Source organism: Leifsonia sp. NPDC080035, assembly GCF_040050925.1.
Taxonomy (GTDB): Bacteria; Actinomycetota; Actinomycetes; order Actinomycetales; family Microbacteriaceae; genus Leifsonia.
In genome coordinates this window covers 3,551,647-3,575,314 of sequence record NZ_CP157390.1, presented here as the reverse complement: position 1 = coordinate 3,575,314, position 23,668 = coordinate 3,551,647, and the positions used below count along the sequence as shown (strand labels likewise).

The window sequence follows — 23,668 nt, the reverse complement described above, 5'->3', positions numbered from 1 at the left end:
CTCAGGCGCCGGTGTCGTCGTCTCCGGTGATCTCCGAGTGGATCCGCCGCAAGTCCTCCATGAGCGACCCCAGCAGCACCCAGTGCCGCGGGTTCGGCGTGGCGACGACCAACGGCGCCGTCAGGACGGGGATGCCCGCCGTCTCGGTGCCCGGCTCGTGAGCGGGCGCGTCCGGATCGCGGCTCAGCAGCCGCAGGTCGTGGGCCGCACGCCGCAGCTCCTCCGCGATCGCGCTGAGCGTCGGCTCGTCGACCAGGCTGTCGTCGTAGTGGTCGTGGAACGCGCGGGTCATGCCGAGCGCCCGCGTGATCAGCGGCTTCAGCCGAGCGAACAGGTCGACGTCGTGCTGGAGCACGGCGCGATGGCGTGACTGGCGCGGGTTCAGTGTCAGGCTCTCGTCGGCCGCGGTGAGCGCCGCCTCCGCCTTCTTCTCCATCGGCCGGAGCAGGCGCGCCTCGATGAGCAGGGCATCCCGCTCGCCGGGGGTCTGCGGCGACACCAGCGCCTGGGCCAGGCGGTCGAGGGTGGCGGCGATCTCGGTGCCGAGCCCGAGGACGGCCGTGCGGGCGGGCCCGGTGAGCACCGGAGGCACGACGGTGATGTTGATGACGACGCCGATGACCGCGCCGAGGACCGTCTCGATGATGCGCGCGAACGCGTACTCCGGGTTGGATGCGCCGATCGCCAGGACCAGCATCGCGGTGATCGGCACCTGGTTCGCGGTGCCCGGCGTGAGCTTCAGCGCCCAGGCGATCAGGAGGGAGGCGACGACCGCGACGAGCACGATCCAGCTGTTCGTGCCGAACGCGAGCCCGATCACGTAGGCGACGATCACGCCGACGATGACCCCGAGCGAGCGCTCGATCGCCCGGCCGACCGACTGGTTCACGCTCGGCTGCACCACCAGGAGCGCGGCGATCGTGGCGAAGACCGGGAGCTCGCCCGGCACGAGGACGCCCGCGACGACCCAGGCCAGGATCATCGCGGCGGCGGTCTTGGCCACCTGCAGGAAGGGGACCCTGGTCGTCGCCCGGATGTTCGCCGGCAGGGGGATCTTGACCGGGAACTTGGGAGCCACGTCCTCCAGGTTAGTCGGCGAAGCGGCGGTAGGCCCGAGCGCTCCTGGCGAGTGCGGCCCGCTGCCCGGCGCCGAGCTCGCCGAACGGACGCGCCTCGGGCTCGCCCTTCGCGCCTCCTGTCCGCCAGGTTCCGACGATCCGCCCGCGCGCGACGATGATCGGCTGGAAGACGCCGTTGCCGCCCGGGACGATCGCCGCGGCGTGCTCGTCCTCGAGGATCGGCGAGCGGTCCTGGAAGCCGAGGAGGTACTCGTCGAAGCCCGGGAGGAGGTGCACGGCGTCGCGCTCGGACCGGCGCTCGGGATGGGCGGCCGCCCGGTCGGCCAGCTCGGCCGTCACCAGGTAGCTCGTCCCCTCCACCTCCAGCGTGGTCACGGCGTCGCCGAGCACCGCGAGGCCGCGCTTGGCACCCGCGACCGTCCCCTTGGTCCACCAGACGAAGTCCTTGAGCGTGGCAGGGCCGTGACCGGTGAGGTAGCGCAGCAGGAACTCGGCGTGCGCCTCGTCCTCCTCGAGCGACCTGCCCTGCGGCGCCCACTCGTCGAGCAGCACGAGCGCCTGCTGGGTGCGATGCGTCGGCCCCCAGCAGACCACGCCGGTCTGCGCGAGGTAGTAGATGAGGTGGTAGCCGCGCTGGCCCGCCGTGGCGATCCCGTTGCCCTCCCAGAGGGCCATCAGGTCGGCCCGGCCGATGCTTCGACCGCCTTCGAGCTCGGCGACCAGGAGGTCGCGTGCGCGGCCGAAATCGTGATCGGCCAGCTCCAGCTCGGCGTGGCGTCGCGCGAGACCGGCGACCATCCGCTCCGTCGTGACCGACAGCATCCAGCGCAGATCCTCGGTAGGGACGAAGTGCAGCGTGCCGCGCATCGGCCAGGAGCGGACGATCCGGCCGGCGTCCAGGTCGGCGAGGACGTCGGAGCGCGTCGCGTCCGTCGTGCGGAGGCCCAGCGCCCAGCACGCGGCGCCGAAATCCTGCGCCTGCACGGCGAGCATCCTGCGGACGACGTCGGCGGGGGAGTGCTCGCGATCGCCGTCGATCGCCTGCGCCAGTCGGCGCATCCTGAGCACGTCGGTGCGGGAGGCGGTCATCTCAGGGGAGCAGCCCGAGCTCGGTGAGCTGCTCGCTCAGGCCGGCGCCGTCGGGCGCGTAGACCCAGGGCGCGCCGGAGATCTCGCTGTGCTTCTCGGCCTTCGACCGGCCACCGGCGAGCACCGCCTCCCCGCTGGAGAGCTGGCGGATGGCGACGGCGGCGACATTGTCCGGATGCGCGGTGGAGAACTCGCCGTAGAGCTGCTCGTCGTGCTGGCCGTCGTCGCCGATCAGCAGCCACTTCAGTCCGGGGAACTCCTCGGCGAGCCGGGCGAGACTGGTCTGCTTGTGCTCCCTGCCGCTCCGGAACAGCCGGTCGTGCGTGGGCCCCCAGTCGGTGAGCAGCAGCGGGCCGGCGGGGAAGAGGTTGCGGGAGAGGAAGCGCGTGAGCGTCGGCGCGACGTTCCAGGCACCGGTCGAGAGGTAGATCACCGGGGCGCCGGGATGCGCGGCCGAAAGCCGCTCGAGCAGCACCGCCATGCCGGGCGTCGGGACGCGGGCGTGCTCGTCGAGCACGAAGGTGTTCCAGGCGGCAAGCAGGGGGCGGGGGAGTGCGGTGACCATCACGGTGTCGTCCACGTCGGAGACGATGCCGAAGGTCGCCTTCGGGTCGACGACGTAGACGGGCGCCTCGAAGACGCGCGTCGACTCCGGGGTGGAGAGCCGGACGGTGTGCCAGCCGGGAGCGAGCTGCACGGGGACGACGGTGTCGATGACGCCGCCGCGATCGGGCATGACCTCGTGGGTCACGCCTTCGATCTCGATGGTGACGGGGGCGTCGGCCACGGGCACGGAGATGAAGGAGCGCCATCCCCTGATCGACTCCTCGCGCCTGCGGTGCTTGCGCTCGGCCCTGCTGCCCGGCTTCGGCTCCCTGACGAGGAGGACGCGGCCGAGGATCCGCACCCAGGTGGGCGAACCGTAGCCCGTGTACGGCACCACGGTCGCGAGGAAACCGCGCTTGCGGGCGCGGCGCGCGCGGAACTCGTGGAACGCATCCTCGATGCGGGCGGCGCGGTGCATGATCGGCTCGACGCTCGCGGCGCGCTTGGCTGGGGTAGCGGTCATAGAGGTACCAGTTTCTCATGCCGTGCAGGATCGCCTCTGCGCGTCCCCCAGATCTGGGGGCGCATTCTGCGGCGCGTCGCAGGTTTTTCCCGAGCAAAGGTGAGGTTTCCCCGAATATGATCCGTTGTGTGCGACGACACCGCCGTCGCCGGGCTGGGGGGCCCGTAAGACGTATCGTGGACGACAGAAAGAAGGAGTCACCCTCGTGCCCATCAACGACCTAGTCGCCGGTCAGAACACCATCGGAGCGCCGCTCGTGCGCACCGAGCCGATCCAGGAGCGCAGCGCGGCGAGGATCGACGCCCTGCTGGACGCGGCGGCCGAGGTGGTCGACGAGATCGGCTTCGACCGGCTGACGACCGCGATGGTCGCCGAACGCGCCGGTGCGTCGATCGGGACGGTGTACCGCTACTTCCCCGACCGCATCGTCCTGCTGCAGGGCCTCCGCGACCGCGCGGTGCTCCGCTACCGGCACTCGGTGGTCGCCGCCATCCACGCACAGAGCCCCGCGCACTGGTGGAACGCCGTCGAGTGCGCGATCGACGCGTTCGTCGGGATGTTCCGTGACGAGCCGGGGTTCCGCATCATCCGGTTCACCGACGCCGAGCGCGCCGGAAGCGCCGAGGAGGAGGTGTCACGGGACGTCTCGTTCGCGACGCAGTTCGCCGAGATCCTGGCCGACGAGTACGGCCTTCCCGCGGGCGACGACCTCGCCTTCCGGCTCGAGGTGGTCGTGGAGATGATGGATGCCCTGATCAACCGGGCGTTCGTCGTCGACCCCGCGGGTGACGAGCGCTACATCGCCGAGGCCCGCACGGTCGCGCGTGAGTATCTGGAGAGGCGCTACGACGCCGAGAACTGATCGCCGTGAGCGGGAATGTCGGTGGCCGGTGGCAGGTTGTCGACATGGCACGACCCGCCACAATTCGACTCAATGCGTTGAATATTCGGCCGAACGCTGTTTGGGTGGAGGGGATGTCCCCGAATTATCCGCGACGGAGAGTTGAGACCCGATGATCGAGTTCCGCTCGGTGACGAAGCGGTTCCCTGACGGGACCGTTGCGGTCGACGACTTCTCGCTCGTCATCCCGTCCCGCAAGATCACCGTGCTGGTGGGCTCCTCCGGCAGCGGCAAGACGACCATCCTGCGCATGATCAACCGCATGGTCGACCCCACGAGCGGCACGGTCGAGATCGACGGGGAGGACGTGCAGTCGCTGAAACCGGTCCACCTGCGTCGGAGCATCGGCTACGTGATGCAGAACTCCGGGCTTCTTCCGCACCGCAAGGTCGTCGACAACATCGCCACCGTCCCGCTGCTGCGCGGTGAGAAGCGCAAGAGCGCCAGGAACAAAGCCCTCGAGCTGATGGACACCGTCGGGCTCGAGCGCTCGCTTGCGGACAGATACCCCGCACAGCTGTCCGGCGGCCAGCAGCAGCGCGTCGGCGTCGCCCGCGGGCTCGCGGTCGACCCGAACATCCTGCTGATGGACGAGCCGTTCGGCGCCGTCGACCCGATCGTCCGCGACGATCTGCAGAACGAGCTGCTGCGCCTCCAGCGCGAGCTCGACAAGACCGTGGTGTTCGTCACGCACGACATCGACGAGGCGTTCCGGCTCGGCGACCAGGTGGTGATCTTCCGGAAGGGCGGGATCGTCGCCCAGAAGGGCACGCCCGCCGAGATCCTGGCCGCGCCCGCCGACGACTTCGTCGCGACGTTCGTCGGCGCGGACCGCGGCAAGCGCGCGCTGCACATCGAGCAGACCCCGACGGGGTCGGTGCTCGTCGACAGCGACGGGCGAACCGCCGGCGTGCTCAGCGCCGGCGGATCCGAAGCAAAGGCCACGACCGTCCCGGTCGTGGGTGCTGCGGCGCAGGGTGAGGACCCGACGTGAGCTTCTTGTGGTCGAACCTCGGCCAGGTCTGGAATCTCACGGTCTCCCACGTGTGGTTGAGCGCCATCCCGATCGTCCTCGGGTTCGTGGTGTCGTTGCCGATCGGGTGGGTGGCGAACCGGTACCGGCTCAGTCGCCCCGTGCTGCTGACGCTGGGCGGCATCCTCTACGCGATCCCGTCGCTGCCGCTGTTCTTCGCGATGCCCGCGCTGATCGGGACGAAGATCCTCGACCCCGCGAACGTCGTCATCGCGCTCAGCATCTACGCCGTGGCGCTGATGGTCCGCACGACCGCCGACGCCCTCGCCTCCGTGCCCGGTGACGTCGTCCAGTCGGCGAACGCGATCGGGTTCTCGGGCTGGCGCCGGTTCTGGTCGGTGGAGTTGCCGCTCGCCGGGCCCGTGCTGCTCGCCGGGCTGCGCGTCGTCTCCGTCTCCACGGTGAGCCTGGTGAGCGTCGGCGCGCTGCTCGGCGTCCCGAACCTCGGCCAGCTGTTCACGGACGGCATCAACCGGTCCTACCCGGAGGAGGTGCTGGTCGGCATCGTCATGATCATGATCGTCGCGCTCGTGTTCGACCTCGTGCTCGTGCTGCTCGGCCGGCTGCTGCTGCCGTGGTCGCGGCTCGACGAGCGCAGCGGCCGCCTCGGCAGGAACGCGGCGATGAAGGCGGTGACGGGCGCATGACCGATTTCGTGGCCGCGTTCGGCTGGCTGTTCGACCCGGTGAACTGGGCCGGTCCGAGCGGCATCCCTGCACGCACGGGCGAGCACATCGTGTACTCGCTGCTCACGCTGCTGCTGGCCGGAGCGATCGCGTTGCCGGTCGGCTTCGCGATCGGGCACACCGGACGCCTCCGCGGCCTCGCCGTCGGCGTCTCCGGCGCGCTGCGGGCCGTGCCGACGCTGGGACTCGTCGTGTATCTGGCGCTCATCACGTCGAACATCACCATCGTCCCTCCGCTGATCGCGCTGACCATCCTCGCCATCCCTCCGCTGCTGGCGGGTGCATACTCCGGGCTCGAATCCGTCGACCGCCGGACCATCGACGCGGCCCGCGCGGTGGGGATGACCGAGTGGCAGATCTTCACCAAGGTGGAGCTGCCGCTGTCTCTCCCGCTCGTCATCGGGGGTCTGCGCTCCGGCGCACTCCAGGTGATCGCGACCTGGACGGTCGCGGCGATCCTCCCGGTCGGTGGCCTCGGCCGCTTCCTCTTCGACGGGCTCGCGGTCCAGAACTACCCCGAGATGCTCGGCGGCTCCATCATCGTGGTCGTGCTCGCCCTCGTCGTCGACGGCGTGTTCGCCCTCACCCAGAAGCTCGTCGTGCCACGCGGCGTCGTCGCCGGGCGCGTGTCCGGCGAGGGCAAGACCAAGGACCCGTGGCGCGCCTTCGGCATCACCGTCCCCGGGCGGCAATCCGTTCCCTGATCCCCTTACGAACCTGCACCGATCCCATCGCACAGTCGAAAGAGAGAGAATCACATGTTCGCATCCACCAAGAGCCGGCTCGCGGCCGGCGTGCTCGCGGCGGGGGCCCTGCTCGCCCTCAGCGCGTGCTCGTCGGGCGGAGGCGCGTTCAACTCCGACAGCCCGACCTCCGCGTCCGGCGGCGGCAGCAGCAGCGTCACGATCGGCTCCGCCGCCTTCGGCGAGTCCGAGATCCTCATGCAGATCTACGGCCAGGCCCTGGCCGCCAACGGCGTGACCGTCAACTACAAGCCGAGCATCGGCCAGCGCGATGTCTACCTGAAGGCGCTCCAGGACGGCTCGATCGACCTGATCCCGGAGTACTCGGGCAACCTGCTGCAGTTCTACGACAAGAACAACACCGCCTCCTCCAGCGACGACGTCTACGCCGCGCTCAACGACGCCCTGCCGAAGGGCTTCGAGGTGCTCGACCAGTCCAAGGCCCAGGACGCGGACTCCTACAACGTCACCAAGGAGTTCTCGGACAAGTACAACGTGACCAGCCTGGAGGACCTCAAGAACGTGAAGGTCCCGCTCACGGTCGGCGCGAACCCCGAGTTCGGGACGCGTCCGTACGGCATCCCGGGGCTGAAGTCGGCCTACGGCGTCACCGCGACGCTCAAGCCGATCAGCGACTCCGGCGGCCCGCTCACCGTGGCGGCGCTGAAGAACGGCGACGTGCAGCTGGCGGACATCTACACGACCACCCCGGCCATCAAGGACAACGGGTTCGTCGTCCTCAAGGACCCGAAGAACCTGATCGCCGCGCAGAACATCCTGCCGCTGATCAACAGCTCCAAGGCGTCCGCGAAGGTCAAGGAGGTGCTGAACAAGGTCTCGGCCGAGCTCACCACCGACGACCTCATCACCATGAACGGCGAGAACCAGGGCTCGAGCAAGACCCAGCCCGACGTGATCGCCAAGGAGTGGCTGAAGGATCACCCCATCAAGTAGGCGCGGATCACTCCACGTCGGCAAGCGGCGGCTCGGGTTCCCGGGCCGCCGCTTCCATGTGTGCGGCCTCCCGCTTGCCGAGGATCTTCTTGACCAGGAAGACGACGAGCACGAACGCGGCGATGATCGCCACGAAGACGTAGCCGGCCCAGTGCAGCTCCTGGGAGAGCTCACGGTAGCCGCCGGCGGTGAGCGAGCCTACCGTGACGTAGGCGAGCGCCCAGAGCACGCAGGCCGGCGCCGTCCACGCCATGAACGTGCGGTAGCGCATCGGGCTCATCCCCACCGTCAATGGGATGAGGGAGTGCAGCACCGGCAGGAAGCGCGAGAGGAACACCGCGATGCCGCCACGGCGTGCGAGGTAGGCCTCGGCGCGATCGAAGTTCCGCTGACCGAGCCTGCGGCCGAGGCGGCTGCGGCGGATGCGCGGGCCGAACCAGCGGCCGAGGCCGAACCCGATCGACTCGCCGCACAGGGCGCCGGCGACGACGGCGACGACGAGCGCGATGTACTCGACCGGCCCGCCCACGGCGGTGCTCGCGACCAGCACGACGGTGTCGCCCGGCACGATGAGGCCGATCAGCACCGAGGTCTCCAGCAGGATGCCGAGACCGGCGAGCAGGGTCCGCAGCACCGGGTCCACCGACTGGACGAGGTCGAGGATCCAGGTGAGCGCGTCGTTCACGCGGGGCCGGCCGTCCGGATCAGCGAACGGAACGCGTCCAGAGCCGTCGCCATGTCGGCGGTCTCGTCGAGCATCCACTGCACCTGCATCCCGTCGGCGACGGCGACCGCCAGCCGGGCGAGCGAGCGCGGATCGGCGTCGGACCGGACGCGCCCCGCCTGCTGCTCGGCGCGGATGTGCTGCTCGAGGCCGGCGACGATCGTCGCGTAGCGGTCGACGAAGTAGGCGTGACCGGGGTGGTCGGGGTCCGCGGCCTCGGCGGAGATCGTCGCGTAGAGCTGGACCAGGCCCGGCACCTCGGCGTTGTGCCGCACGATGCCCACCAGGCCGTCGAAGGCGTCCGTGCCGTCGATGTCGAAGCCGGTGCTGCGCGAGTCGACCTCGTCGCGCTTGCGCAGCACCTCGGCGAAGAGCTCCTCCTTGGAGGAGAAGTGGTGCAGCAGCCCCGCCTGGCTCAGCCCGACCGACTCGGCGATCTCGCGCAGCGACGCCTTGCGGTAACCCTTCTCCGCGAACACCTCGAGCGCGCGCGCGAGGATCTCCTCGCGCTTCGCGATCCCCTTGGCGTACCCTCTCCTGGCCGTCATACCCACCAGGCTACTGGGCGCCCGCTGGTCAACTGGTGAGGACGAGCACCGGCGGCACGACCACGAGCAGCACGCCGACCGTGACGACGAGGGCGCGCAGCGCGGGCCCGACGGTGCGGTGCCCGGTGGTCAGCCGATCCTCGCGCGCGACCAGCGCCGCCCGCCGCTGCTCGGGGGTGCGCCGGTCCTTGGGTGCGCCGAGCGCGGTGCCGGCGCTGCCGGTCTCGTCGACGATGCGAATGGCCTCGGCCAGCACCGCATCGCCGGAGCTGCGGCGGGCCGTGTCGTCGGCCAGCATCTCCACGAGCAGGGCGACGGCGTCCTGCGCACGCGTGGCGATCGGGAACCAGGGCAGCGCGCGCTTCCATGAACGGAAGGCGTCGAGGAGCAGGTGGTGCTTCTGCCGCAGGTGGGCGCGCTCGTGGGCGACCACCGCGTCCAGCTGCTCGGGGCTGAGCAGGGCGATCATCCCCTCCGACAGCACCGTGACGCTGCGCGCGCCGGGCAGGCAGTACGCGGCGGGCGCGGGGTGGTCGATGACGCGCGTGCTCGGCGCGTCGGGCAGGGGCGAGCTGAGCAGGCTGAGCAGTTCCATGTGCCGGTGGCGTTGTCGTCTGCTGCGCACGGAGGTGAGGGCGAGGTTCAGGACGAGGTGGGCGGTCAGCAGCACGGCGGCGCTCAGGGCGAACGTGTGCAGCAGCGTCACGCCGGCAGGCAGCGGGCCCGTGAAGAGATGGGAGGCCGCTCCGCCGATCCGGCTCCAGAGGTCGTCGCCGAACGGCTGCAGGCCGGCGAGCAGCAGGGAGCCGATCATCGAGATGCCACCGGCGAGGGCGATCGACTGCCACAGCCCGAGGGCGAGGACGGGCGCCGCCGACGGCCACTTCGCGCGCGCGAGCAGCAGCGGCACCGGCCACGCCAGTGCCAGGGCGAGCGCGCCGAGGACGAGCGCGGTCGTGTCGACCGGCATGGAGGTCAGTTGCGGGCGTCGAGCAGGCGGCGGAGCATCTGCGCCTCGGACTCGTCGACCGAGCCCACGAAGTAGGCGAGGGCCTCTGTGCGGTCGGTGGAGGAGGCGAGGACCTCGCGCATGAGCTCGGCGACGTGGTTCGCCCGGCTGAGGCTCGCGGTGTAGAGGTGCGGCCGCGCCTCCCGGTCGCGCTCGACGAGGCCCTTGTGCTCGAGGCGGGACAGCACGGTGAGCACGGTGGTCAGCGCCGGGGCCTTGTCTCCCTTGCGCAGCACCGCTAGCTTGTCGCGTAGTTCGTTGGCGGTGATCGGGGCGTCGCCCGTCCAGAGGACGTCCATGACCGCCTTTTCCAGGTCTCCGAGATTCGCCACGGATCAAGAGTAACGCGCCAAGGCTGAGAATGTTCTACACTCTGTAGAAGTCGGAAGTTCTACACGGTGTAGAACGGCGACCGAGAGGGTTCGCATCCGTGAACGAAATCCTGGATCCGCTGCTGCTGGCGCGGTGGCAATTCGGTCTCACCACGATCTATCACTTCCTGTTCGTGCCCATCACGATCGGCACGGTGACGATCGTCGCGCTGTTCCAGACGGCCTGGTACCGAACGGGAAAGGTGCACTACCTGCAGCTGACCCACTTCTTCGGCAAGATCTTCCTGATCAACTTCGCCATGGGCGTCGTCACCGGCATCGTGCAGGAGTTCCAGTTCGGGATGAACTGGTCCAACTACTCGCGGTTCGTCGGCGACATCTTCGGCGCACCCCTCGCGCTGGAGGGCCTGCTTGCCTTCTTCCTGGAGGCGACGTTCATCGGGTTGTGGATCTTCGGCTGGGACAAGCTGCCACGCGGCCTGCACCTCGCGACCATCTGGATCACCGCCGCGGGCACCATCCTGTCGGCGTACTTCATCCTCGCGGCGAACGCGTTCATGCAGAACCCCGTCGGGTACACGCTGAACGGCGAGCGGGGCCGCGCCGAGCTGACCGACATCTGGGCGGTGCTCACCAACAAGGTGGCGCTTGCCGCCTTCCCGCACACCATCTTCGGGGCGTTCATGGTCTCGGCGGGCCTCGTGATCGCCGTCGCCGCCTGGCACCTCTCACGCTCGCAGCACCTGGACACCATGCGTCCCGCGCTCAAGGCGGGTCTGTGGACGATGGTCATCGCCGCGGCGGGAAGCGTGCTGAGCGGCGACCAGCTGGGTCTCGCGATGGTCCAGACCCAGCCGATGAAGATGGCCGCCGCCGAGGCGATGTACAACACATCGACGGGCGCGGACGCGTCGTTCTCGATCTTCACCCTCGGCACGCCGGACGGCGTCCACGAGCTCTTCTCGATCCGCATCCCGTACCTGCTGTCGTTCCTCTCGACGCACACTTTGAACGGGACCGTCGAGGGCATCAACGACCTGCAGGCGCAGTACGTACAGCTCTACGGACCCGGCGACTACACGCCGATCATCTGGGTCACCTACTGGTCGTTCCGCTGGATGATCGGCCTCGGGATGCTGCACGCGGTCATCGCGGTCGTCGGCCTCTGGCTGACGCGGAAGGGGCGGATGCCGCAGAAGCGCTGGGTCTGGAAGGTCGCGATCTGGTCGATGCCGTTGTCGCTCGCGGCGATGATCGTCGGCTGGATCTTCACCGAGATGGGTCGCCAGCCCTGGATCGTCTTCAGCCTGATGAAGACATCGGACGGCGTCTCGCCCGGCACGACGGGCCTGGAGGTGCTGATCTCGCTGCTGGCGTTCACCGCGGTGTACGGCGCCCTCGCCGTCGTCGAGTTCAAGCTGATCAAGCGTGCGGCCCAGAAGGGTCCCGCCCCTGTCGAGGAGCACCTCGACGACGAGGGCAAGCACGTCCCGGTCGCAACGGTCTACTAGGAGGAGACGCACAATGGATCTCGCAGTTCTCTGGTTCGGCATCGTCGCCTTCTTCTTCATCGGCTACTTCGTGCTCGACGGCTTCGACTTCGGTGTCGGGATGTCCCTGCCGTTCCTCGGCAAGGACGACGTCGACCGCCGTGTCCTCATCAACACCATCGGCCCGGTCTGGGACCTCAACGAGACGTGGGTCATCGTGGGCGGCGCCGCTCTTTTCGCGGCGTTCCCCGAGTGGTATGCCACGCTGTTCAGCGGGTTCTACCTGGCGTTGCTGCTCATCCTGATCGCGCTCATCCTGCGCGGCGTCTCGTTCGAGTACCGCCACCAGGGCAAGGGCGACCGCTGGAAGAAGTGGTTCGACGGGATGATCGTGGTCGGCTCCGCCGTCCCCGCGTTCCTCTGGGGCGTCGCGTTCGCGAACATCGTGCAGGGCGTCGCGCTGGACGCCGACCACAACTTCACCGGCACGCTGTTCGATTTGCTGAACGGCTACGCCCTCCTCGGCGGTCTGACGACCCTCCTGCTGTTCTTCACGCACGGCGTGGTGTTCGTCTCGCTGAAGACCGACGGCGACATCCGGGAGCGGGCGCGCCGGCTCGCGACCCGGTCCGGCGTCCTCACGATCGTGGTCGCCGCCGCGTTCCTGCTCTGGACGGGGATCGCGCACTTCTCGGTGGTGTTCCTGGTGCTCGCGGCCCTGGCCGCCGTCGCCCTCATCGTGTCCTGGCTGATGAACCTGCGGGGCGCGGAGGGCTGGTCGTTCGCGTTCATGGCGGCGACGATCGCGCTCGCGGTGGTCGCGCTGTTCGCGGCGCTGTTCCCGAACGTGATGCCCTCGGTGCCGAACCCGGAGAACAGCCTCACAATCGCCAACGCGTCCAGCTCGCAGAACACGCTCACGATCATGACGTGGGTGGCGGCGATCTTCCTCCCGCTGATCCTGCTGTACCAGGGCTTCACCTACTGGGTGTTCCGCAAGCGCGTGACCCGCGCGAGCATCCCCCAGGAGACGCCGGAGCCGGCGGCCGTCTGACGTGCGCCCCCTCGACCCCCGACTCCTCCGCTATGCGGGCGCCGCGCGCACGACGCTCGCCGCCGGCGGCGTGCTCGCGGTGCTGCAGACCGCGGCCGTTGTCGCCTTCGCGTGGCTGGTCACTCAGCTGATCGTGCGGGCGATCGCCGGCGAGCCGTTCGCGGCGCTCAGCCCGCTGCTCGCGGCGCTCGTGCTCGTCGTGCTCTGTCGCGGCCTGCTGCTGTGGCTCGCGGAGGCGGTGTCGGCGAGGGGCGGGGCGCGGGTGGTCGCCGAGCTGCGCGACCAGCTGATGGCCGCGATCGGACGGCTCGGGCCGGCCTGGGCCGCCCGGCGCAGCAGCGCGGACGTCGCGCTGGTCGCCGGCCGGGGGATGGACGCGCTCGACGGCTACTTCGCCAAGTACCTGCCGCAGCTGATCCTGACCGCGATCGCGACGCCGATCCTGGTCCTGGTGATCGCCTGGCAGGATCTGACCAGCGGCATCATCGTCGTGGTGACGCTGCCGCTCATCCCGGTCTTCATGATGCTGGTCGGCTGGGCGACGCAGGCCGCGCAGCAGCGCCAGTGGGCAGCGCTGTCCCGACTGTCCCGCGGGTTCCTGGACGTGGTCGGCGGGTTGTCGACGCTGAAGCTGTTCGGGCGTCAGCACCGCCAGGAGGCCCGCATCCGCGAGGTGAGCGACGAGTACCGGGTGCGGACGCTCAAGGTGCTGCGGATGTCGTTCCTCTCCGGTTTCGTGCTGGAGCTCGCGGCGAGCCTGTCGGTGGCTCTGATCGCGGTCGCGATCGGCCTGAGGTTGCTCGGCGGTTCACTCGACCTGTCGGTCGGCCTGTTCGTGCTGCTCCTGGCACCCGAGGCGTTCCTGCCGCTGCGGAACGTCGGGGCGAGCTATCACGCAGCGACCGAGGGGATCGAGGCGGCAAGCAACGCGTTCGCGGTCCTCGATGAGGCGCGGGAGGCGGCAGCGGTCGCGAGCGTCGCGACACCTGCGGACGAGCCGGGGCTCCGGTTCGATGCGGTGACCGTCGAGCGCGACGGTGTCGCCGTGGCCGGGCCGTTCTCTGCGCGCGTCGCGCCCGGGACGCTGGCGGTGCTGCGCGGACCGAGCGGCTCCGGCAAGTCGAGCCTGTTCGCGGCCGCGCTCGGTTTCGCTGCCGTCGACGGTGTCATCGCCGCCGGCGACCGGGAGGACGCCGAAGGCCGGCGCGACGCGATCGCGTGGGCCGGCCAGCGTCCCGGCCTGATGCAGGGCACTGTCGCGGAGAACGTCGCACTGGGGGAGGAACGGCCGGATCCGGCGCTCGTCTCTCGCGCCCTCGCCGAGGCGGCGATCCCGGAGCTGGACCCGGCGCTCGAGCTCGGAGCGGGCGGCACCGGCCTCTCCGGCGGCCAGGCGCAGCGGGTCGCTGTCGCGCGGGCGCTGTACCGGCTGCACGCCCGTGGATGCCGCGTGCTGCTGCTGGACGAGCCCACGTCCGCACTGGATGCGGTGACCGAGTCCGCGCTGCTGACCTCACTCCGGCGGATCGCGGACGCCGGCACCGCCGTCCTGGTGGTGAGCCACCGGGACGCGGTTGTCGCTGCCGCCGATTCCGTCCTGGACACGGAGGTGACCGTCGATGTCCGCTGAGCACCAGGCCACGCGCCGCATCCTGCGCCAGGCGCTCCCGCCGGCCCGCCGGTTGTGGGCGGCGATCGCATTCGGTGCGCTCAGCGCCGGATGCGCCGTCGCACTGCTCGCCGTCTCCGCGTGGCTGATCACCCGCGCCGCGGAGCAGCCGGCGCTGATGTACATCTCCGCCGCGGTCGTCGGTGTACGCGCCTTCGCGCTCGGCCGTGCGTTCTTCCGCTACCTGGAGCGGCTCGCCGGCCACGACGCTGCCTTCCGGCAGCTCGGCGGGATCCGGTCGGACATGTTCGCGCGGCTGGTGCCGCTCGCGCCCGACGGACTGCGCGGCACTCGCGGCGGCGACCTGCTTGCGCGGCTCGCCGGCGACGTCGACGAGCTTCAGGACTACGCTCTCCGCGTCATCCAGCCGCTTGTCAGTGCCGGGATCGTGGCCGTCCTGAGCGTCGCGGGCGTGTTCCTGCTCCTCCCGGAGGCGGCGGTCGGTCTGCTCGTGGCCCTGGCCGGCGCCTTCGTCGTCGGCACGCTGGTCAACCGGTGGGCGGCGGGAAGCTCCGAGCGGCGGATCGCGCCGCTGCGCGCCGCCCTCACCGACGCGGTACTCGACACGGTCCGCAACGTGGATGTGCTGTCCGCGTTCGGCGCGCTGCCCGCGGCCCAAGAGCGGGTCCGGTCGGCCAGCGAACGGCTGACCGCAGCGGTGCGCACCCGCGCCGCGGGACTCGGACTCACGGCGGGCGCGGTCTCGCTGTTCGCCGGCGCCGCGACGATCGTCGGACTGGGCACCGGTGTCCCCGCGCTTGCGGCGGGACGCCTGGACGGTCCGCAGCTCGCTGTGGTCGCCCTGCTGCCGCTGGCGGTGTTCGAGGTGTTCGGCACGATTCCGCTCGCCCTCGGCGCGTGGCGGCGGGTCCGCGCGAGCGCGGAGCGGATCGCGGAGGCGGCCCCCGACCGTGTGCCGGCGGGGATCCCGGTCGACGCGGCGGACGCCGCGGGCTTCGAGGCCCAGGGCGTGCCGTCCGTCGTCATCGCGGGCGCCTCGGCGACCTGGCCGGACGAGGCCCGGCCGGTGCTGCACGACGTCGACCTGCGGCTCGACCCCGGCGAGCGCGTCCTGCTCACGGGGCCGACCGGCGCGGGGAAGACGGCGCTCGCACACGTCCTCACCCGGCTGCTCGACGTGGACGGCCGCTTCGAGCTGGGCGGGACGGCGGTCACGGACATCCGTCAGGACGACGTGCGCCGCGTGATCGGGCTGTGCGAGCAGCAGCCGTACCTCTTCGACGCGGACCTGCGGCAGAACCTGCTGTTCGCCCGCGAGACGGCGACCGACGACGAGCTGCTCTCGGTGCTCGACCGGGTCGGGCTCGGGGAGTGGACGCGCGAGCGCGGCGGTCTGGACACGACCGTCGGTGAGCGCGGCGCCCTCGTCTCCGGCGGTCAGGCGCAGCGCATCGCGCTCGCCCGCGCGCTGCTGGCCGACTTCCCCGTGCTCGTTGTGGACGAGCCGACGGCGAACGTCGACCCGGCGGTGGCCGTGCGCATCGTCGAGGACATCCTCACGACCGCCGCCGAGGACGGCCGCACCGTGCTGCTGATCTCGCACACGGAGGTGCCTGAACGTCTGATCACGCGCCGCATCCACCTGGAGTCGGGCACCCTGGTCGCCTGACCTCGAGGGCCGCCGCGCCGAGAGGGATGCGCTACGGGAGCGGGCGCGCCAGCGCGGCGAATCGCGCACGCCAGGCCCGGGTCCGGGCCTCGTCGCGCGCCAGCGCCGGCCCGTCCACCCACGCCGTCACCTCGCGGATGCCGTGCAGGGCGTTCACGGCCCACAGGTTCGCGCCGGCGAGCTCGGACGGGCGCACCGTCTCCTCGTCGACCGGCACGCCGAGGGCCGCGGCGATCCCGCGCACGGTGCGGGCGGCGACGCTGTCAACGCGCTCGAGCTCGAACGGGGGAGCGTAGAGCGTGTTCCCGCGCCACCACAGCAGCGCGCTCGTCGTCCCGTCGGAGACGTGCCCGTCATCCAGGATGACCGCCTCCTGGGCGCCGCGCTTCTGCGCCTGCTGGCGCAGCACCCCGAGCCGGGCGATGTCCGGGCCCTTCAGGTGCGGCAACTGCCGGGGGTCGGAGGGGGCGGTCGCGACCACCAGTGTGTCACCGAGCGCGGGCGCCGAGCGCAGCCGGAACCGCAGCCGCAGCACATCCCGCGACCGCACCAGCTCGAACCGCGGGAACCACTGGCCGGACCGCGGCAGCAGGGTCACCGCGGTATCCCAGAACGCGGCGGCGTCGGCGCGATCGGCGTGCCCCTGCTCGCGCGCGGACTCGAGGAAGCGCGAGCGGTGCAGGCGCAGCGCGAGCACACGCCCCTCGTCCACCAGGAACGAGTCGGCGGCGAGCAGCTCGGTCTCGGCGAGCTCGCAGTCGTCGCGGACGGCCAGCTCACCGGCGGCCCAGTCGTACAGGGTGGCGGTCGCGTCCATTCGCCTAGGCTAATGCAGTGCCCCTCCCGCCCCGTGTGCAGCGGCTCGACGCCGTCGTCGATCCGGCCGACGCGTTCGCCGCGCTGTTCGGCGGGGGCGACGCCGTGTGGCTGGATGCGGGGCCGGGCGCGACCACCGGCCGCAGCATCCTCGGCACGGGGACGCGCGTCGTGACCGGGTCCGATCTCGGCGTGCTCGACGAGGTGCGCGCTCCCCTCGCCGGCCGCGCGGACGAGCATCCCGTCGGCTGGGTGGGCTGGATCGGCTACGAGGCGGGGGCCGCCTCCCTCGGCGTGCCGCACGCGCGCGACGGTGGCGCGGACATCGCGATGCTCTTCGTCGACCGCCTCGTCGTCGTCGATCACGCCGCGGGCACGCTCGACGTCGTGGACGCGCGGGAGTCGTCGGACGGCGACGACGGCTGGCTCGCCGAAGCGGTCCGGCGCCTGCGCGGCGCGGCGGGGGCGGCGGACGCGTACGAGGCCGCTCATCCGGTACCGGCCGCCCTGGCCGGGTGGCGTCACGGAGACGAGGACTACCTGGCCCGCATCCGCGCCTGCCAGGACGCCATCCGCGCCGGAGACGCCTATCAGCTCTGCCTCACCAACACCGCGACGGGGGCGACGGCCGCCGACCCGCTCGCCGTCCACCTGCGCCTGCGCCGCTACAGCCCGTCCCACCACGGCGGCCTGCTGCGGATCGGGGGCGACGCGCTGGTCAGCTCGTCGCCCGAGCAGTTCCTGCACGTCGAGCCGGACGGCGCCGTGCGCACCGAGCCGATCAAGGGGACGCGGCCGCGCGGATCAACAGAGGCGGAGGACGCGCGCCTGCGGCAGGAGCTCCTGGCGAGCGAGAAGGAGCGCGCGGAGAACGTCATGATCGTCGACCTGATGCGCAACGACCTGGGCCGTGTGTGCGAGGTCGGCTCGGTGGCGGTGTCGCGCCTGCTCGCCGTGGAGTCGTACGCACAGGTCCACCAGCTCGTCAGCACGGTGGAGGGGCGGCTCCGACCGGGGCTCGGCGCCGTCGACGCCATCGCCGCGTGCTTCCCGGCCGGGTCGATGACCGGGGCGCCCAAGCTCAGCGCCATGCGCATCCTCTCGCGCCTCGAACACGGGCCGCGCGGCGTGTACGCGGGATGCTTCGGGCGGCTCGGGACGGACGGGTCGGCCGATCTCGCGATGGTGATCAGGAGCATCCGGTTCCTGGGCGGGACGGCGACCGTCGGCGCGGGGGGCGGGATCACCGCGCTGTCGGTGCCGGAGGAGGAGCTCGAGGAGGTGCGGGTGAAGGCCGCCGCGCTGTTCCGTGCTGTCGGCTTCGAGCGCGCTGGGAACGGACTGAACGTCGTCAACGTTTAGTACTCTGGAAGCTCGGGCTGAAGGCCCGACGTCTTCTCGCCGCGCGATACGTCATCAGAGGGCCGCGGCGCCATTCGAGAGAGAGTCACGTGGCACACGAGCACGATGCAGGAACGGCACCGGTCCAGGAGACCGGTGCGCACTACGACTTCGCCGAGATCCAGCGCAAGTGGCTTCCCGTCTGGGACGAGCTGAAGCCGTTCGCGACGGACGACCCGGACGACAAGCGCCCGCGCAAGTACATCCTCGACATGTTCCCGTACCCCTCCGGCGACCTGCACATGGGTCATGCGGAGGCGTACGCGCTGGGCGACGTGATCGCCCGCTACTGGCGCCACCAAGGCTTCAACGTGCTGCACCCGATCGGCTGGGACGCGTTCGGCCTGCCCGCCGAGAACGCCGCCATCAAGCGCGGCCTCGACCCGCGCGGCTGGACCTACGACAACATCGCGCAGCAGAAGGCGTCGATGCGCCGATACGCGCCGAGCTTCGACTGGGACCGCGTCCTGCAGACCTGCGACCCGTCGTACTACAAGTGGAACCAGTGGCTGTTCCTGAAGCTGTACGAGAAGGGTCTGGCCTACCGCAAGGCGTCCCAGGTCAACTGGTGTCCGTTCGACCAGACCGTGCTCGCCAACGAGCAGGTCGTGAACGGACGCTGTGAGCGCTGCGACAACCTGGTCACCAAGAAGAAGCTGACCCAGTGGTACTTCCGCATCACCGACTACGCGGACCGGCTGCTGGACGACCTGAACCAGCTGGAGGGCGCCTGGCCGTCCAAGGTCATCTCGATGCAGCGTAACTGGATCGGCCGCTCCACCGGCGCCGACGTCCAGTTCACCATCGAGGGCCGTGACGAGCCGGTCACCGTGTACACCACCCGGCCCGACACGCTGTACGGCGTCACGTTCATGGTGGTCGCGCCGGACTCCGACCTGGCCGCGGAGCTGGTGCAGGACGCCCGCCCGCAGGTGCGCGAGCGCTTCGACTCCTACCTGGAGGCGGTGCGCGGCACGACCGAGATGGACCGGCTGAGCACCGAGCGCGAGAAGACCGGCGTCTTCCTGGAGCGGCACGCCGTCAACCCGCTGACTGGCGAGCGCATCCCGATCTGGGCGGCGGACTACGTGCTGAGCGACTACGGTCACGGCGCGATCATGGCCGTGCCCGCGCACGACCAGCGCGACCTGGACTTCGCACGCGCGTTCGACCTGCCCGTGCGGGTGGTCGTCGACACCACGCAGCCGGTGACCGGCGCGATGCCGATCATCGCGACGGACCCGGAGACGGGTGAGCCCATCCTGCCCGCCGACGCTCCCCTGGAGAACCCGGCCGAGACCGGCGTGGCCCTGACCGGCGACGGCAGGCTGGTCAATTCCGGGCCGTTCGACGGGCTGAGCAAGTCGAACGCGATCCGCCGCGTCACCGAGGCGCTGCAGGGCTCGAACCTGGGCGCCCCGGCGAAGAACTTCCGCCTGCGCGACTGGCTGATCTCGCGGCAGCGCTACTGGGGCACGCCCATCCCGATCATCCACTGCGAGCAGTGCGGGGAGGTGCCCGTTCCGGAGGATCAGCTGCCGGTGCTGCTGCCGCCTGCCGAGGGCCTCGACCTGCAGCCGAAGGGCACCAGCCCGCTGGGTGCGGCGAGCGACTGGGTGAACGTCAGCTGCCCGAACTGCGGGGGAGACGCGAAGCGCGACACCGACACGATGGACACGTTCGTGGACAGCTCGTGGTACTTCCTGCGCTTCCTGTCGGCGAACGACGACACACAGGCGTTCGACCCGCGCGAGGCGGAGAAGTGGGCGCCGGTCGACCAGTACGTCGGCGGAGTGACACACGCGATCCTGCACCTGCTGTACGCGCGGTTCATCACCAAGGTGCTGTTCGACCTCGGCTCGATCAGCTTCACCGAGCCGTTCACCGCCCTGCTGAACCAGGGCATGGTGCTGATGGACGGCTCCGCGATGAGCAAGTCGCGCGGCAACCTGGTGAAGCTGTCCGAGCAGCTGGACGAGCACGGCGTCGACGCGGTGCGCCTGACCATGTCGTTCGCGGGACCTCCCGAGGACGACATCGACTGGGCGGACGTGTCGCCGTCCGGCAGCGCGAAGTTCCTGGCACGCGCCTGGCGCGTCGCCCACGATGTCACGAGCGCACCCGATGTTGTCTGGAAGAGCGGCGACCAGGCCCTGCGCCGGGTGACGCACCGCTTCCTGGCGGACGCGCCCGGTCTCGTCGAGTCGTTCAAGTTCAACGTGGTTGTGGCCCGCCTGATGGAGCTGGTGAACGCGACACGCAAGACGATCGACAGCGGCGCCGGCCCCGCGGACGCTGCGGTGCGCGAGGCGGCAGAGGTGACGGCGATGGCCCTGAACCTGTTCGCGCCGTACACGGCGGAGGACATGTGGTCGCAGCTCGGCTACGAGCCCTCCGTCGCGCTGGTGCCGTGGCGCAAGGCCGACCCGACGCTGCTGATCGAGGAGTCGGTCACCGCGATCATCCAGGTCGACGGCAAGGTGCGCGACCGGGTCGAGGTCTCGCCGAAGATCTCCGGCGACGAGCTGGAGGCGCTCGCGCGCGGGTCGGAGGCCGTGGCCCGGTCGGTCGGCGACCGCGAGATCGTCAACGTGATCGTCCGCGCGCCGCGGCTCGTGAACATCGCCACGCGGCCGCGCGGCTGAGGGTTCCGGTCCAGACGGGCCCGGTGCGCGCGACGGCGGTCCTCCACAGGAGGGCCGCCGTCGGCGTCTGTCCCCGGATTCCGGGCCGAGGCGTCCGCGCGCCGGTCGCGCCGCCTAGTTTCGGGGGATGCGACACCGGGACGACGAGCAGGACCAACGGCCGAGACACAGGCTGCGGGTCACGGTCGGTGCGGCCGTCGTGCTGCTCGTCGCGGCGTTCGCGATCGCGGTCGTCTCGTCCGCGCTCGGGAGCGGTGGGAGCGCGCCGGTCGCGTCGTACGCCGCGGCGAGCCGCGCCCCGACGCCGTCGGCGGCCGCCTCGGCGAGCCCGGGAGCCGTCACGCTGTTCGTGCACGTCGCCGGCGCGGTGCGAACTCCCGGGCTCGTCGAGCTCCGTCCCGGCGCTCGCGTCGTCGACGCCGTGACGGCGGCCGGTGGATTCGCGGAGGACGCCGACCATGACGGCGTCAATCTCGCGCGCCCTGTCCAGGACGGGGAGCAGCTGCGCGTCCCGCGCGTGGGCGAGGCGGTGACCGCTGCACCCGGGGACGGCTCGTCGCCAGCCGGCTCGCCGCCGGCGCGCGGCCTTGTGGACCTCAATGCGGCGACGCAGGAGCAGCTGGAGGACCTGCCGCGCATCGGGCCCGCGCTTGCGCAGCGCATCCTCGAGTGGCGGGAGGCGAACGGGCGCTTCGCCGCCGTCGAGGACCTGATGCAGGTGTCCGGCATCGGCCAGAAGGTCTTCGACGGTCTGAAGGATCGGGTGCGGGTGTGATGCCGGACCTGAGGCTGGCGATCCCGGCGGCCGCGCTGTGGGGGACGGTCGCGGTCGTGATCGCGATTCCCGACCTCGCCGCGCCGGCGGCGGCCGCCGCCGGCCTGGTGTCGGCCGGCCTCGTCGGCTGGGCGGCGCTGCTGCGGAGTGCGCACGGCGGCGGAACCCGTGTGCTGCTCGCCCGTGCGGCCGTGGTCGCCGTGGCCTGTGCTCTCGGGCTCGCCGCGATCGCGGTGCAGGCGCCAGGGCGCACCGCCGATCGACTCGACGCGGCGGGCGACTCCGGCTCCGCGGTGCGGCTCTCGTTCCGGGTGGAGAGCACGGCGCGGAGCGCCGTCGGCGGCTTCGACGGCGAGCCGCGATGGCGGCTCCGCGGCACGTCGACGGAGGACGGCGTCCCCGTGGATGTGGTCGTCATCGGGAGCGCAGAGGAGGTGCGCGGCTATGCGCTGGGAACGACCCTCGGCGTATCGGGGAAGGTGCGCACCGCGGCAGCCGGCGACGCCGTCTCGTACCTCGTCTACGCGGACGAACCGGCGGAGTTGCTGTCGCCGGCACCCGCGTTGCTCGCCTGGGCGGCGCCCATCCACGCGCTGTTCGCTCACGCGGCGCAGGCGACTCCGGGGGAGGGCGGCGACCTGCTCCCCGGTCTCGCGATCGGCGACGAGACGGCGGTCGGCGACCGGCTCGACGCCGCCATGAAGGCGAGCTCGCTGAGTCACCTCACCGCTGTGTCGGGGGCGAACTGCGCGCTCGTGACGGGACTCGCGTTCTTCCTTGCGGCGCTGGTCGGGCTCGGGAGGCGTGCGCGGATCGCGTCGGCCGCGGCGGTGCTCGCCGCATTCGTCGTCCTCGTCGGGCCGGGTGCCAGTGTCCTGAGGGCGGCGGTGATGGCGGGCGTCCTGCTCGTCGCGCTGGCGCGCGGACGCCCGGCGGACGGCCTCCCCGCGCTCGCGCTCGCCACCGTCGTGCTGCTCGTGCACGATCCCTGGCTCTCACGGGACTACGGCTTCGCGCTGTCCGCTCTCGCGACGGCGGGGCTGCTGCTGCTCGCCGGTCCGCTCGCGACCTTGCTCTCACGGTGGATGCCGCGTGCGCTCGCGGCCGCGGTCGCGATCCCGGCCGCCGCGCAACTCGCCTGCCAGCCCGTGCTCCTGCTGCTGAGTCCCGCGCTCCCGCTCTACGGCGTGTTGGCCAACCTGGTCACCGCGCCCGCGGCGCCCGCCGCCACGGTACTGGGCGCTCTCGCGTGCGTCGTGCTGCCCTGGGCTCCCGCGCTCGGTCAGGGGCTGGTGTGGCTCGCGTGGCTGCCGTCGACGTGGGTGGCCCACGTCGCGCTGCGGGCAAGCACCCTGCCCGGTGCGGCCCTGCCGTGGCCCGCGGGTGGCGTCGGTGTCGCCCTGTGCCTGATCGCGGTCGTCGCGGTCTGCGTCGTCCTCGCGCGCCGCCGGGCGCCGCGGCTGGTCGTCTCGACGGCCGTCGTCGCCCTCTCCGGCGGTGGCCTCGTGTACACGGGCGTCGTGGCCGGGACCGCGGTCGGTGGCGCTGTCGCCCTCCCGAACGACTGGCAGGTTGCGGCGTGCGAGGTCGGGCAGGGAGACGCGCTGCTCGTGCGCAGCGGCGGCGAGGTGGCGATGATCGACGTCGGCCGCGAGCCCGAGCCGGCGGTGGCGTGTCTCGATCGGCTCGGCGTCTCCAGAGTGAGCGTCCTCGTACTGACCCACTACGACGCGGATCACGTCGGCGGGCTGCACGGCGTGCTGTCCCGGGTCGACCGGGCGTTCGTCGGCGCACCGGACCGTGCGGCGGATGAGGCCGTGCTCCGAGATCTGGCGCAGGCCGGGGTCGAGACCACCCGGGCCGTCGCGGGCATGGACGGGCGACTCGGCGACGTCTCCTGGCGCCTCGTGTGGCCGCCCGACGCCGACCCCGCGCCGACGGGCAACAGCGGCAGCCTGGTTCTCGAGACGGAGGGCGACGGGCTGCGCTCGCTCTTCCTCGGCGACCTCGGGGAGGAGGCG

At 71.3% G+C, this 23,668-nt stretch carries 20 protein-coding genes and 1 pseudogene; 13 read left to right on the top strand and 8 right to left on the bottom strand.

What is annotated here, in order from left to right; all coding sequences use genetic code 11:
- Position 1: 1 nt before the first annotated feature.
- The 3 genes from AAME72_RS17390 to AAME72_RS17380 are packed head-to-tail and all read right to left on the bottom strand — an operon-like array spanning position 2 to position 3,237.
- The gene (locus AAME72_RS17390) at positions 2 to 1,078 is read right to left on the bottom strand and encodes an FUSC family protein (RefSeq protein WP_348787787.1); all 1,077 of its coding nucleotides are present in this window, start codon (positions 1,076 to 1,078) and stop codon (positions 2 to 4) included.
- Between the two features lie 10 nt (positions 1,079 to 1,088).
- Entirely contained in the window at positions 1,089 to 2,168 is a 1,080-nt protein-coding gene (locus AAME72_RS17385; RefSeq protein WP_348787786.1) for a winged helix DNA-binding domain-containing protein, read from the bottom strand.
- A gap of 1 nt (position 2,169) precedes the next feature.
- Positions 2,170 to 3,237: a phosphatase domain-containing protein gene (locus AAME72_RS17380; protein ID WP_348787785.1), complete on the bottom strand. Its 1,068-nt coding sequence runs from the start codon at positions 3,235 to 3,237 to the stop codon at positions 2,170 to 2,172.
- Between the two features lie 205 nt (positions 3,238 to 3,442).
- On the opposite strand from AAME72_RS17380, the gene AAME72_RS17375 reads away from it, so the two are divergent.
- From AAME72_RS17375 to AAME72_RS17355, 5 genes are all read left to right on the top strand, one after another.
- Positions 3,443 to 4,099, top strand: coding sequence for a TetR family transcriptional regulator (locus AAME72_RS17375; protein WP_348787784.1), 657 nt, complete (start codon positions 3,443 to 3,445; stop codon positions 4,097 to 4,099).
- A gap of 151 nt (positions 4,100 to 4,250) precedes the next feature.
- Positions 4,251 to 5,132, top strand: a complete 882-nt coding sequence (locus tag AAME72_RS17370; RefSeq protein WP_348787783.1) for an ATP-binding cassette domain-containing protein — start codon at positions 4,251 to 4,253, stop codon at positions 5,130 to 5,132.
- Entirely contained in the window at positions 5,129 to 5,818 is a 690-nt protein-coding gene (locus AAME72_RS17365; RefSeq protein ID WP_348787782.1) for an ABC transporter permease subunit, read from the top strand. The genes AAME72_RS17370 and AAME72_RS17365 overlap by 4 nt, the downstream gene beginning before the upstream one ends.
- Positions 5,815 to 6,561, top strand: a complete 747-nt coding sequence (locus AAME72_RS17360; RefSeq protein WP_348787781.1) for an ABC transporter permease — start codon at positions 5,815 to 5,817, stop codon at positions 6,559 to 6,561. Before AAME72_RS17365 ends, AAME72_RS17360 begins: the two co-directional genes overlap by 4 nt.
- Before the next feature lie 54 nt (positions 6,562 to 6,615).
- Positions 6,616 to 7,554 (top strand): ABC transporter substrate-binding protein, encoded by a 939-nt coding sequence (locus AAME72_RS17355; RefSeq protein ID WP_348787780.1) that lies wholly within the window; start codon positions 6,616 to 6,618, stop codon positions 7,552 to 7,554.
- Between the two features lie 7 nt (positions 7,555 to 7,561).
- On the opposite strand, the gene AAME72_RS17350 is transcribed toward AAME72_RS17355, so the two are convergent.
- From AAME72_RS17350 to AAME72_RS17335, 4 genes are read right to left on the bottom strand one after another with little or no spacing between them, the layout of a single operon-like run.
- Positions 7,562 to 8,239 carry a DedA family protein gene (locus tag AAME72_RS17350; protein ID WP_348787779.1) on the bottom strand — a complete coding sequence of 226 codons (678 nt, stop codon included), beginning with the start codon at positions 8,237 to 8,239 and terminating at the stop codon, positions 7,562 to 7,564.
- Positions 8,236 to 8,826, bottom strand: coding sequence for a helix-turn-helix domain-containing protein (locus AAME72_RS17345; protein ID WP_348787778.1), 591 nt, complete (start codon positions 8,824 to 8,826; stop codon positions 8,236 to 8,238). The genes AAME72_RS17350 and AAME72_RS17345 overlap by 4 nt, the downstream gene beginning before the upstream one ends.
- Positions 8,827 to 8,854: 28 nt before the next feature.
- Positions 8,855 to 9,796, bottom strand: a complete 942-nt coding sequence (locus AAME72_RS17340) for a M56 family metallopeptidase (protein WP_348787777.1) — start codon at positions 9,794 to 9,796, stop codon at positions 8,855 to 8,857.
- 5 nt (positions 9,797 to 9,801) lie between these two features.
- Positions 9,802 to 10,167, bottom strand: coding sequence for a BlaI/MecI/CopY family transcriptional regulator (locus tag AAME72_RS17335; protein ID WP_348787776.1), 366 nt, complete (start codon positions 10,165 to 10,167; stop codon positions 9,802 to 9,804).
- 98 nt (positions 10,168 to 10,265) lie between these two features.
- Between AAME72_RS17335 and AAME72_RS17330 the strand changes: the two genes are divergently transcribed.
- The 4 genes from AAME72_RS17330 to cydC are packed head-to-tail and all read left to right on the top strand — an operon-like array spanning position 10,266 to position 16,010.
- The gene (locus AAME72_RS17330; RefSeq protein ID WP_348787775.1) at positions 10,266 to 11,678 is read left to right on the top strand and encodes a cytochrome ubiquinol oxidase subunit I; all 1,413 of its coding nucleotides are present in this window, start codon (positions 10,266 to 10,268) and stop codon (positions 11,676 to 11,678) included.
- A gap of 13 nt (positions 11,679 to 11,691) precedes the next feature.
- Entirely contained in the window at positions 11,692 to 12,711 is a 1,020-nt protein-coding gene (gene cydB, locus AAME72_RS17325) for a cytochrome d ubiquinol oxidase subunit II (protein ID WP_348787774.1), read from the top strand.
- Position 12,712: 1 nt separating this feature from the next.
- On the top strand, positions 12,713 to 14,341 hold the full coding sequence (gene cydD, locus AAME72_RS17320) for a thiol reductant ABC exporter subunit CydD (protein ID WP_348787773.1): 1,629 nt from the start codon (positions 12,713 to 12,715) through the stop codon (positions 14,339 to 14,341).
- Complete coding sequence (gene cydC, locus AAME72_RS17315) at positions 14,331 to 16,010, top strand: thiol reductant ABC exporter subunit CydC (protein ID WP_348787772.1); 1,680 nt, start codon at positions 14,331 to 14,333, stop codon at positions 16,008 to 16,010. The genes cydD and cydC overlap by 11 nt, the downstream gene beginning before the upstream one ends.
- 31 nt (positions 16,011 to 16,041) lie before the next feature.
- Here cydC and AAME72_RS17310 read toward each other — a convergent pair whose 3' ends face one another.
- Positions 16,042 to 16,827, bottom strand: a complete 786-nt coding sequence (locus AAME72_RS17310) for an aminotransferase class IV (protein ID WP_348787771.1) — start codon at positions 16,825 to 16,827, stop codon at positions 16,042 to 16,044.
- A gap of 17 nt (positions 16,828 to 16,844) precedes the next feature.
- Here AAME72_RS17310 and pabB point away from each other — a divergent pair, with 17 nt between their 5' ends.
- The 4 genes and pseudogenes from pabB to AAME72_RS17290 all read left to right on the top strand — a co-directional run.
- Positions 16,845 to 18,188, top strand: a complete 1,344-nt coding sequence (pabB, locus tag AAME72_RS17305; RefSeq protein WP_348787770.1) for an aminodeoxychorismate synthase component I — start codon at positions 16,845 to 16,847, stop codon at positions 18,186 to 18,188.
- A gap of 89 nt (positions 18,189 to 18,277) precedes the next feature.
- Positions 18,278 to 20,872 carry a leucine--tRNA ligase gene (gene leuS, locus AAME72_RS17300; protein ID WP_348787769.1) on the top strand — a complete coding sequence of 865 codons (2,595 nt, stop codon included), beginning with the start codon at positions 18,278 to 18,280 and terminating at the stop codon, positions 20,870 to 20,872.
- A 127-nt stretch (positions 20,873 to 20,999) separates the two neighbouring features.
- The gene (locus tag AAME72_RS17295) at positions 21,000 to 21,647 is read left to right on the top strand and encodes a helix-hairpin-helix domain-containing protein (RefSeq protein ID WP_348787768.1); all 648 of its coding nucleotides are present in this window, start codon (positions 21,000 to 21,002) and stop codon (positions 21,645 to 21,647) included.
- A pseudogene (locus AAME72_RS17290) lies at positions 21,647 to 23,404 on the top strand (ComEC/Rec2 family competence protein); the annotation flags it as partial. The gene AAME72_RS17295 and the pseudogene AAME72_RS17290, both read left to right, overlap by 1 nt.
- Positions 23,405 to 23,668: the final 264 nt, after the last annotated feature.